11 protein-coding genes and 2 pseudogenes are annotated in these 9,948 nt (G+C 72.2%); 11 read left to right on the forward strand and 2 right to left on the reverse strand.

The genetic code is table 11. From position 1 onward, the window contains the following. From ACFXAZ_RS28390 to ACFXAZ_RS28425, 8 genes and pseudogenes are all read left to right on the forward strand, one after another. A partial coding sequence (locus tag ACFXAZ_RS28390) for a hypothetical protein (protein WP_384596979.1) occupies positions 1-704 on the forward strand: 704 nt, incomplete at its 5' end. Positions 705-812: 108 nt separating this feature from the next. Next, positions 813-905 (forward strand): annotated as a pseudogene (locus tag ACFXAZ_RS28395) (hypothetical protein); the annotation flags it as partial. Between the two features lie 225 nt (positions 906-1,130). Next, positions 1,131-1,495: pseudogene (locus ACFXAZ_RS28400) on the forward strand (MMPL family transporter); the annotation flags it as partial. Positions 1,496-1,835: 340 nt separating this feature from the next. Then, positions 1,836-2,015, forward strand: coding sequence for a hypothetical protein (locus tag ACFXAZ_RS28405; protein ID WP_384596981.1), 180 nt, complete (start codon positions 1,836-1,838; stop codon positions 2,013-2,015). Further along, entirely contained in the window at positions 2,012-3,298 is a 1,287-nt protein-coding gene (locus ACFXAZ_RS28410; protein WP_384596983.1) for a vanadium-dependent haloperoxidase, read from the forward strand. The genes ACFXAZ_RS28405 and ACFXAZ_RS28410 overlap by 4 nt, the downstream gene beginning before the upstream one ends. Before the next feature lie 91 nt (positions 3,299-3,389). Beyond that, complete coding sequence (locus ACFXAZ_RS28415) at positions 3,390-3,863, forward strand: carboxymuconolactone decarboxylase family protein (protein ID WP_384596985.1); 474 nt, start codon at positions 3,390-3,392, stop codon at positions 3,861-3,863. Positions 3,864-4,138: 275 nt separating this feature from the next. Further along, entirely contained in the window at positions 4,139-4,501 is a 363-nt protein-coding gene (locus ACFXAZ_RS28420) for an RNHCP domain-containing protein (RefSeq protein WP_384597000.1), read from the forward strand. Positions 4,502-4,527: 26 nt separating this feature from the next. Beyond that, complete coding sequence (locus ACFXAZ_RS28425) at positions 4,528-4,953, forward strand: RNHCP domain-containing protein (RefSeq protein ID WP_384596986.1); 426 nt, start codon at positions 4,528-4,530, stop codon at positions 4,951-4,953. A gap of 70 nt (positions 4,954-5,023) precedes the next feature. On the opposite strand, the gene ACFXAZ_RS28430 is transcribed toward ACFXAZ_RS28425, so the two are convergent. After that, positions 5,024-5,773: a class I SAM-dependent DNA methyltransferase gene (locus ACFXAZ_RS28430; RefSeq protein ID WP_384596988.1), complete on the reverse strand. Its 750-nt coding sequence runs from the start codon at positions 5,771-5,773 to the stop codon at positions 5,024-5,026. A 125-nt stretch (positions 5,774-5,898) separates the two neighbouring features. Next, positions 5,899-6,636 carry a D-Ala-D-Ala carboxypeptidase family metallohydrolase gene (locus tag ACFXAZ_RS28435; protein WP_384596990.1) on the reverse strand — a complete coding sequence of 246 codons (738 nt, stop codon included), beginning with the start codon at positions 6,634-6,636 and terminating at the stop codon, positions 5,899-5,901. Positions 6,637-6,960: 324 nt separating this feature from the next. On the opposite strand from ACFXAZ_RS28435, the gene ACFXAZ_RS28440 reads away from it, so the two are divergent. The 3 genes from ACFXAZ_RS28440 (at position 6,961) to ACFXAZ_RS28450 (ending at position 9,850) form a co-directional block, all read left to right on the forward strand. After that, complete coding sequence (locus ACFXAZ_RS28440; RefSeq protein WP_384596992.1) at positions 6,961-7,476, forward strand: hypothetical protein; 516 nt, start codon at positions 6,961-6,963, stop codon at positions 7,474-7,476. A 287-nt stretch (positions 7,477-7,763) separates the two neighbouring features. Beyond that, positions 7,764-8,999 carry a sensor histidine kinase gene (locus ACFXAZ_RS28445; RefSeq protein WP_384596994.1) on the forward strand — a complete coding sequence of 412 codons (1,236 nt, stop codon included), beginning with the start codon at positions 7,764-7,766 and terminating at the stop codon, positions 8,997-8,999. Beyond that, on the forward strand, positions 8,996-9,850 hold the full coding sequence (locus tag ACFXAZ_RS28450) for a response regulator (RefSeq protein ID WP_384596996.1): 855 nt from the start codon (positions 8,996-8,998) through the stop codon (positions 9,848-9,850). Before ACFXAZ_RS28445 ends, ACFXAZ_RS28450 begins: the two co-directional genes overlap by 4 nt. The last annotated feature ends 98 nt before the right edge of the window (positions 9,851-9,948 follow it).

Below are 9,948 nucleotides of genomic sequence, written 5' to 3' on the forward strand. Positions count from 1 at the left end.
GGCCGCCCCCCCCCCCGGCCCCCCCGGCCACCGGGGTGCGTTCCCCCAACCCGCCCCCGGCCCGCCGGTTCTTCCAACATGCCGGAGGACACGGCGACTTCGGCACCGTCGCGGGCGTCGCGACCCCTGGCTTCCCGGCCTACGCACGGCTGCTGCACCCCGCCGCACTGGGGGAGCGCCCGGTGCGCTGGGCGGCCGTCGCCGCGGCCTACGGGCGGGAGGTGAGCGCGGCCACCCGCTGGCACGAGCTGATCGGCAAGGACCGCGACTACCTCAACGACGCCGACCCCGGCCTGCCCGGCGTCTGGGACGAGCACCCCGCCGAGGGCCCCACGCCCATCGAGCTGGCCGCGACCCTCGTCCCCGTCCTCACCCGGCACACCACTACCCCCGACCGCTGCTGGTTCGGCCTGTGGCACGGCTACGGGCGTCTGGAGTTCGACGGCGTACCGACCTTCGCCACACCCCACCGGGAGAGGGTCCTGCTGTCCGGTGCGCTCACCGACGTCACCGCGCCGGAACCCGCGGACGAGTTCGCCGAGCTGCCCGACCTGTGGTGGCCCGAGGACACCGCCTGGTGTCTCGGCGGCGATGTGGACCTGGTCAGCACCTACGTCGGCGGCACCCCGGAACTGATCGCCGACCTGCTCGCCACGCCCGGCGTCGAGGCCCACCCGGTGGCACCCGGCGCCCTGGTCGACTGACCGCCACGCCACCGTCGTAGGGACTACCCCTGGAGTTGCACCCTGTCCCCCAGGGGATTCGCCTCCAGAAGGAAGGCACAGGTCGGACGCCCGGCCTACGCTGAACGCATGGATTCCGACGTCCTGCCCCGGCTGCGTGGCCGGCGGGTGGAGCGGCGCGCGATCGGCGACGAAAGGCTGCGCATCGCACGCGACCTGCACGATGTGATCGGGCATCACCTCTCCCAAGGAACGCGCGGACAGGGGACGCGCGGACAGCGATTCCGCAGACTGGGACCCCGCAGACCGGGACCCCGCCCGTTCCGCCGGACACACCCGCGCCGGGCACTCCGGGCGCCCCGGGCGGCGTGCAGTGTCTACCGGAACGACTTCTCGCTGCCCGGCACGGACTCGCAGACCGCCACCGATCTGCCGCGCGAGCACGGCGCCGCCCTGGGCGCGATCACTTCGGTCTTCCAGGAGGGCTGGTTCGGCGTGGAGCCGGGGCCGGTCGAGGCGTTCATCCGGTGCGTGAGGGGCTCGCCGCGACCGGGCGGGTCGTCACCGCCGCCGCGGCCATCATGATCGTGGTGTTCGCCGCGTTCGTGCTCAGTCCGGGCCGGATGCTCCAGCAGTTCGGTCTGGGGCCGTCGGTCGTGGTGCTGCTGGACGCCGTGATCATCCGCTGTCCGATCGTGCCCGCCGTGATGCACCTGCTCGGCACCCGGGCCTGGTGGCTGCCGGGACCGCTCGCGCGGCTGCTCCCGAGGGTGGCGCTGGAGCGGCCGGACGGGGACCGGACCCGTACGTAGCGAGCACACGGTGAGGGGGCGCGGCGCACGGCGTTTGCTGTCGCCGGGTGACGAGGACGAAGCCGATGAGTCTTCTGTTGCGGAAGCATGGCGCGGCCACGAAGCTGTCATTGCAGCACCCTCTTCCTCAACTCCCCCTTCTTGACCGGAATTTGGCGCCCGGTTAGCTTCAGGAGTATGCGGAAGCCCCGGGAGTTGCGAAAGCGGCGAGCGATCGATCTGATGCGCACCGCCACCGCGGTGTGTCGCTGACCGGGCACCCCGACACTCGTCCACCGCCTCTGATGCCCCCCACCCGCGTTTCCAGAGCGGTATCTCTCCGTTCCCTGTGAAGGCCCTCATGACGTCTCGCACCCGCCTGCCCGGATTCGGGCACCTGGCCGTTCTGGCCCTGCTGACCGCCTTCCCGCTCACCGTCTCGTACGTGGACAACGCGCGGGCCACGGCGGGCAGCGAGGACGTCTCCGCACAGCAGATCCCGGAGACCGTGTCCCCCACCTCCCCGAAGGAGTACGCGTGACTCAGTCCGGAGCCCGTCCCGCCCGCCGTACCGCCCTCGCCCTGGGCGCCGGTGCCGTACTGGGCGCCCTGACCGGAGCCCCGCGGGCGCTCGCCGCGACCGGTACCCCCACCCCGGCACCCGCCGCCCGTACGTCGTACGACGCCATCGTCCTCGCCTGGTACGACGCCACGGCTCTCACCCTCGCCGCGGCCGGAGCGCCGACACAGATCACCAACAGCCGTACCTGGGCGATCGGCTGGCTGGCGGCGGCGCGGGCCACGCGTGCGGTGCCGGGTGGCGTCACCGACCCCGGCGCGTTCCGCGCGGCGGCGCTCGCCTCGGCCGTGCACCGGGCGCTGGTGACCCTGGTCCCGAGCCGCGCCGAACAGCTCGACGCCACCCTCGCGGACACACTCGCCACGATCCCGGCCGGCCCGGCGAAGGACCTCGGCACGGCGGCAGGCCGGCATGAGGCCACGCTGGTCCTGGACTCCCGGCAGGGCGACGGCCTCGACCCCGCGTCCGTGAACGCCCCCTACCCGGTGCCCGCCCCCGAGCCCGGCCGCTGGCAGCCGACGCCCCCCGACCACCTGCCCGCCGTCCAGTACGGCAACCGGCTCGCCCGCCCCTTCCTGCTCGCCTCACCCAGCCACTTCAGGCTCGGCCCGCCGCCCGCCCTGGACTCCCGGCGCTACGCGGCGGACCTGGCGGAGGTACGGGCGTACGGGGCCCTGCACAGCACGGTCCGCAGCGCCCACCAGACGGAGACCGCCACCTTCTGGTACGGCTCCTCCCTCACCCTCTACACAGAGCCCCTGCGCGTCGCGCTGTCCCGCTCCGGCCACGGCACGGCGGAGCAGGCGCTGAGCGTCGCCCTGTTCCATGTGGCGCTGGTCGACACGCAGATCGCCACGGCCGACAGCAAGTACGCCCACGAGCGGTGGCGCCCCGTGACCGCGATCCGTACCGGGGCCATCGACCCGGACCCGGCCTGGACGCCCCTGCACACCACCCCCGCGCACCCCGACCACCCCAGCGGCCACAACACCTACTCGGGTGCCGCCGAGACCGTACTGACCGAGCGCTTCGGGGCGCGCACCGAGCCATTTCCGCTGACCAGCCCCAGCGCACCGGGGGTGACCAGGACGTACACCACCTGGAAGCAGCTCTCGGACGACAATGTCGAGGCGCGGATCCTGTCCGGCGTCCACACCCGGTACGCGGACGAGGTGGGCATCCGGCTGGGCAGGCGGGTGGCGCGCCACGCCCTGGACCAGGTGGCGGTGCTGCTCACGCGATGACGTGACGCGGGTCACATTCGATGCTGTCACAACGGGCCGATCCGGTGCGTCAGAGCTGTGCAACCAACGGGAAGCACAGAGGGAGCACACCATGGACGCCCGACTGAATCTGATGGCCAACAAGGCTTCCGGCGACTTTCTGCGGCGCGCCAACGCGGCGGGCAAGGCGGTCAGGGACTCGGCTCTGCCGTCCGTGACGCAGGAGCTGGTCATGCTGCGCGCCAGTCAGATCAACGGCTGCGGATTCTGCGTCGACATGCACACCAAGGACTCGCTGGCCACCGGGGAGACCGTGACCCGGCTCAACCTGGTCGCCGTCTGGCGCGAGGCGACCGTCTTCACCGAGGCCGAGCGGGCCGCCCTGGAGCTGGCCGAACAGGGCACCCGGATCGCCGACGCCGCGGGCGGGGTCACGGACGAGGCATGGACGGCCGCCGCCCGGCACTACGACGAGGACCAGCTCGCGGCGCTGGTGTCGCTGATCGCGATCATCAACGCCTACAACCGGCTGAACGTGATCGTCCGGCAGCCTGCCGGCACGTATGTGCCGGGCATGTTCGGCTGAGCGGGACTGAGCGGGGCGGGGCGCCGGAAAATGCTTTGACGTCTGCCAGGAGCGGCGCGTTGGCTTGAACCGTTCGCACGTCCAGTCGATCCGGCCCGATGGCCTTGGTAGGGGTGTTCTATGTTTCGGCCCGCGCCGAGCGCGCCTCGTCGTATCGCGTAATCCTCCGCCCGCCCGTGTCCTCGCGCACGCGGCGCCTCTCGTCGAGGCTGCTCGGCCTGCTCTCGCTGTCATGATCCATCTCTCGACAGGGAGCACCCCGGGTGTCCAGCAAAATGGGCAACACCTCTCACCACACCCTCAAGATCGACACCTTCACCTGCGCATGGTGCGGACTGACCGTGTCCGCCGTCGCGGGCGACGGGAAACGACGTAACCACTGCCCGTCGTGCCTGCACTCCCGGCACGTCCTCGATCATGTCGAGGGCGGTGCCGGCGATTGCCACGGCCGGATGGCCCCCATCGCCATCGCCGTGCTGCGCACCGGTGACTGGATGGTCATCCACCGCTGCGTACGGTGCGACGAGCTGACGTCCAACCCGGTCTGCGGGGACGACAACCAGCTCATCCTGATGCGGATGGCCGTACGGCCGCTCGCCCAGCCGCCGTTCCCGCTCGAAGCGTTCGGCACCCTCTGACCGTCCCGGAAGGAGGGAACCGACCAATGCCTCGACGCAGCAACAGCCGTGGTGACGGCGGCGATCGCCGCCCGCAGCGCCGCAAGGACGTCCTGCACACCCAGGGCGGACACCGGGCGAACGACTTCAGGTGTGTGTCCTGCCGGCTCGACGTCTCCATCGCCGCCCCCGGCACCGCACACCGCAACCACTGTCCGTACTGCCTGGCCAGTCTCCATGTGGACCGCCGGATCCCCGGTGACCGCGCCGCGGACTGCCGGGGCCGCATGGAGGCACTGGGGATGTCCGTACGGCCCGACGGTGAATGGATGATCATCCATCAGTGCCGGTCCTGCGGCGAACTCAGCGCCAACCGCATAGCCGGGGACGACAACGCGCTGGCCCTGGTCCGGCTCGTCGTCAGACCCCTGACGAACCCGGGCGTCGCCGGCCGCGCGCTGCTGACCCTGTGACCGACCTCGCGGGCGGCTCTCGTACCTCGGACCTCATCCGTCGTACGACAGCCGCCCGCGAGGGCGTGCGTCACTGCGGCGCCCGCTCCGGCAGCCGGTACACGGAGACGTGGGAGGGGGATTCGGCGGTGAACTCCGCCCCGCTCCAGTCGGCGTGTCTGCTCTCCAGCTCGAACCCCGCCAGCTGGCCCATGAGATCGAGTTCGGCCGGCCAGATGTACCGGTGCGGACTGCGGTCCAGCCGCGCCCGACCGGACTCGTCGAAGCGGAAGTGGTACGACTCGGCGCGCTGCCGCAGTACGTCATAGGTGTCGAGGAGGACATAACCCGGCTCGCAGATCCCCACGGTCGCCTGCTGACCGGGCGGCAGCTTGCGCAGCTCCGGCACCCACAGCTCGATCACGAACCGCCCGCCGGGCTCCAGATGCCGGGCGGCGTTGCGGAAACACTCCACCTGTTCGGCCTGGGTCTGGAGATTGGAGATGGTGTTGAAGACGAGATAGACGAGGCCGTACGTCCCTGGCGCCCGGGTCGTCGCCATGTCGCCGATCACCACGGGCAGCGCCGACGCATCGACCTTGGTGCGCAGCACCTCGACCATCGGCCGCGACAGCTCGATCCCGGTGACCGGCACGCCCCTCGCGGCCAGCGGCACCGCCACCCGCCCGGTTCCGACGGCGAATTCGAGAGCGGCCCCGTCACCCGCGAGTGCGGCGAGCCGGTCCACCGCCGGGTCGACCACCTCAGGGGCGAAGTAGCCCTCGCCTGGCGTGTCGTAGCGCTGGGCCATGTCCGTGTTCCAGAGCTGCTCTTGATCCATGCACGCCACAGTTCCGGGCGGGGTGGGGTGGTGTCCACCGTATTTCGGATGCCGCCGTACTTTGGATGCCGCCATCTTCGGATGCCGCCGTCTTCGGATGCGACCGTCTTCGGATGCCGCGTGTTTCAGATGCCGCAGGTGGGCGCGGACCAGTACTGGGCGGCGCGGTGGTCGAGGTGGGTGTGGTCGTTGTGGCCCGGGTAGCCGGGGCCGAGGATGCCGCGGAAGCCGTGGTTGCGGGCCTGCTGGGCGAGCGTGCACAGGGAGTGCGGGCCGGCGCCGAGGTCTGCGGCGTCGCCGTACAGATGGCGGCTGTCGCTCGCGCCGCCGACGGCCGCGTTGCAGGTCTGGGAGCGGAAACCGCTGGTGACGGTGATCGGCTGGTCACCGAGGGCGTGCCGCAGGGCCTCCAGCTTCCACATGGTGCGCAGGGCGTTCGACTTGGCGGTCGCGGCGGTCACCGCCCCGCCGGACCAGGTGGTGTTGCAGTCGTTCAGCTCGCTGTAGGAGAAGTGGACGGGCGTGCAGTCGTCGTCCTGGAGCGCGTAGAGCTGGTTGTACGTGCCGGTTCCGGCGACGCCGTCGGACGTCAGTCCGTACGCCGACTGGAAGCGCTTGAGGGCGGCCGTGGTGGCGGGGCCGAACGAGCCGTCGACGGCCAGGACGGCACCGTAGCCGGGGTAGCCGCCCAGGCGGATCTGCAACTCGGTGACATCGGCGCCGGTGGCGCCCTGCGACAGGGAGCGACTCCAGGTGTAGCAGCCGTCGGCGTGCGCGGTACCGGCGGTGGCCAGGGTGCCCACCGTGATACCAGACAGGAGCATGACAAACGTGGCGAGCAGTCTCATGGTGCGTCGAAGCATGGGGTCTCCCTGTCCGGGCGAGGTGGGGCGAGGGCGCTGTCTGGGTGGGGCGCTCAGTTCGTGGGGGGGGGAAAAACGGGGGCTCGCGTGGTGTGGGGGGAATGCGGGACGCGGTTCGTGCGGGGGAACGGCGGACGCGGTTCGTGCGGGGGAACGGGTGACGCGCGTCCACCATGGAGGGTGCGGCGGCCGGGGACAAGAGGGCGTGGGGTGAACGGTCTCTGTCTCCAGCCCGTCTCCACCCGTGGGTTGAGGGAGAAATCAACCCGGTGATCAACTCCTGGGCCGATGTTCCGGGAGCCGGGGCACGGCACGCTCGTAGCCATGACGACCATCGACTATCTGATCTCCGCGGCACTGATCCTGCTCGTCATCCCGCAGATCCGCGGCACCCGCCAGACACTGCGCAACGCGCTCCTGCCGCTCGTGGCGGTCGCCGCCGCTGCCGCCTACTACCTGAAGTCCTTCCCCACGGAGGGACACGACGTCCAGTTGTACGGTGCGACGGTTCTGGTCGGGGCGATCCTGGGCATCACCTGCGGTGCCACCACCCGGCTGAGCCGCGCCACGGACGGCGTCGCCTTCGCCCAGGCGGGCGTGGTCGCCGCGGCCCTGTGGATCGTGGGCATGGCCTCGCGCGCCGGGTTCGAGTACTGGGCCAGCCACAGCGGCGCCACGGACATAGCCCGCTTCAGCCAGGACCATCTGATCACCGGCGCCGCCGCCTGGACGGCCGCCCTGCTGCTGATGGCCCTGGCCCAGGTGCTGTGCCGGCTCGCGGTGGTACGGATCAGGACCCGGCAGCTGACCTCGGGGGCACGGGTCACGGCCCGGGTGTGAGCCCGATGCGACGCCCTTCGCTGCCCTCCCGGACTCGGACTCCCTCCCGCCCCTCGCCTCCTTTCCGGCCTCCGTTTCTCTCCCGGCTGTCCCGGCCGTCCCGTCCCTTCGGCTCCCCTCTGCCCACGGGGTCCGCGCCCACGGGGTCCGTGCCCACGGGCTCCGCGCCGACCGGGTCTATGACGACTGTGTCTGCGTCCACCGGGTCTGCGCCCACCGGCCCTGTGCCCGTCGCCTCCATCGCGTCCCTCCCGCGTCCCGCCCCCGGCCTTCCTATCCTTCAGAGCATGAGCGACCTTGCCCACGACCCGTCGGATCCGGTATCCGTGCCGGTCAGCCCCCGGATGGCCGCCGCGCTCGCCGGGGCGAGGGAGCGGCGGGAGCGGCGGACCCGGCGGCTGCGGCCGGTGCTGTGGCTCATCCTGGTGGCCCTCGCGGTGCAGTCGCTGCTCTCCGATCCGGCCCCCGGCCGGCAGGGGACGCACCTCGCCGTCACGCTCCTGCTCCTCGGCACCCTGCTGCCGCTGGCCGCCGTCGCCTCGGGACGGTGGCATGTGGCCTCACCCGGGGTCTGCCTGATGTTCTGCCTGCTGATCAGCGGGTTCGGGATCGCCTTGGGCGCGGTGCAGCCCGGCTCGGCGTCGGTGCTCCCGCCGTCGGTGGCGGTGCTGACCGCGTTCCTGGTGCTGCGCAGACGCCAGGCCCTGGCCGTCGGCGGCATCGTCCTGGGCGGCCTGGTCATCGCGGAGGTGGCCGGGGCCAACGGCGGCGTGGAGGATGTGTTCTCCCAACTGCTGTTCTGCGCGGTCCTCGCGCTGATGGCGCTGAGCATGCGGCAGGCCGGTGACAGCGAGGAGCGGGCGTCCTTGCTGCTCGCACAGTTGGAGGACGCAAGGGAGGCGGAGGCCGAGGCGGTGGCGCTGGCCGAGCGCACCCGGATCGCCCAGGATCTGCACGACGTCCTCGCCCAGACCCTGTCGGGACTGGCGGTGCAGGTGCAGGCCGCCCGCCGCATGGCCCGGCGGGACGACGCGGGCCAGGATCTCCAGGAACTGCTCGACCGGTCCGGGAAGCTGGTGAAGGAAGGGCTGGGCGACGCCCGCCGGGCCGTCGGCGCGCTGCGCGGGCAGCGCACCCCCTCGCTGGACCGGCTGCCGGAGCTGGTGGAGCGGTACCGGGTGGATCTGGAGATCGACGTCACCCTGTCCGTGACCGGGGCACGCCGCGCCCTGCCCCCCGACATCGACCTCGCGCTGTACCGCGGCGCCCAGGAGGCGCTGACCAACGCCGCCCGGTACGCGCGCGGGGCGCAGACCACCGTGACCCTGAGCTATGACGACGGCGGCACGGTCCTGACGGTCGAGGACCGGCGGACGGCCGGGGGCCCGCCCGAGCCGCCGCCGTTCGAGGGCTCGGGGCTGGGGCTGCGAGGCATGCGGGAGCGGATGAGCGCGGTCGGCGGCAGCGCGAGCGCGGGACCGACGGAGAATGGGTGGAGTGTGCGGATGGAGGTCCCGGCATGACGGAAGGGACGCGACCCGATGCGCCGATCAGGGTGCTGGTCGCCGACGACCAGCAGGTCGTACGGGGCGGGCTGGTGCTGCTGATCGGGATGCTGGACGGCATCGAGGTGGTCGGCGCGGCCCGCGACGGGGCCGAGGCGGTGCGGCTGGCCGAGAGCCTGCGCCCCGATGTCGTGCTGATGGACCTCAATATGCCGGTGCTCGACGGCATCGGGGCCACCGCGGCGCTGCGGGACACGGTTCCGGAGACGGCGGTTCTCGTCCTGACCACGTACGCCGACGACGACTCGGTCTTCCCGGCGCTTCGGGCGGGCGCCCGCGGCTATCTGACCAAGGACGCGGACGACGTCGAGGTGGAGACGGCGATCCGCAATGTCCACCGGGGTCGTACATGGCTCGACCCCGTGGTGCAGGCCCGTCTGGTCGACGGGGTCCGCGCGGAGCCGGGCCCGGCGGAGGCCCGCGCGGGAGCCCCGGCGTACGGCTGGAGATCGCCCGGGGACCGGGGAGTGTCCGAGGATCGGGGACCGCACCAGGAGCCGAGACAGCCCGAGGGCCGGAGACCGCCCGGGGACCCGAGAGAGCCCGAGGGCCGGAGGCCGTTCGACCGCGCCCTTCCCGACCATGCCCTTTCCGACCGCGCCCTGCCCGACGGACTGACGCCCCGGGAGGCCGAGGTGCTCACCCTGATCGCCCAGGGCCTGTCCAACACGGAGATCTGCGAGCGGCTCACGGTGAGCCGGGCCACGGTGAAGACGCACATCAACCGCGTCTTCGCCAAGATCGGCGCCAATGACCGGGCCCAGGCGGTGGGTTACGCCTATCGCAACAAGCTGGCCGGCGGCGACTGAGCGGGCGGGGGGCCCCGGGGCGGGGTGCGGGCGGGGGGGCTCGGGGGGGGGGGGGTGAGCCGGGGGGGGGGGACCCCCCCGGGTCCCTCGCGGGGGGA

The organism is Streptomyces sp. NPDC059477 (assembly GCF_042749375.1).
Classification (GTDB): domain Bacteria; phylum Actinomycetota; class Actinomycetes; order Streptomycetales; family Streptomycetaceae; genus Streptomyces.

Bases quoted from the DNA above. Each gene is read 5' to 3' on its own strand.
- ACFXAZ_RS28420 (WP_384597000.1), top strand. From the start codon at position 4,139: ATGGGCAACACCTCTCACCACACCCTCAAGATCGACACCTTCACCTGC.
- ACFXAZ_RS28405 (WP_384596981.1), top strand. From the start codon at position 1,836: ATGACGTCTCGCACCCGCCTGCCCGGATTCGGGCACCTGGCCGTTCTG.
- ACFXAZ_RS28425 (WP_384596986.1), top strand. From the start codon at position 4,528: ATGCCTCGACGCAGCAACAGCCGTGGTGACGGCGGCGATCGCCGCCCG.
- ACFXAZ_RS28445 (WP_384596994.1), top strand. From the start codon at position 7,764: ATGAGCGACCTTGCCCACGACCCGTCGGATCCGGTATCCGTGCCGGTC.
- ACFXAZ_RS28440 (WP_384596992.1), top strand. From the start codon at position 6,961: ATGACGACCATCGACTATCTGATCTCCGCGGCACTGATCCTGCTCGTC.
- ACFXAZ_RS28430 (WP_384596988.1), bottom strand. From the start codon at position 5,773: ATGGATCAAGAGCAGCTCTGGAACACGGACATGGCCCAGCGCTACGAC.
- ACFXAZ_RS28435 (WP_384596990.1), bottom strand. From the start codon at position 6,636: ATGCTTCGACGCACCATGAGACTGCTCGCCACGTTTGTCATGCTCCTG.
- ACFXAZ_RS28415 (WP_384596985.1), top strand. From the start codon at position 3,390: ATGGACGCCCGACTGAATCTGATGGCCAACAAGGCTTCCGGCGACTTT.
- ACFXAZ_RS28450 (WP_384596996.1), top strand. From the start codon at position 8,996: ATGACGGAAGGGACGCGACCCGATGCGCCGATCAGGGTGCTGGTCGCC.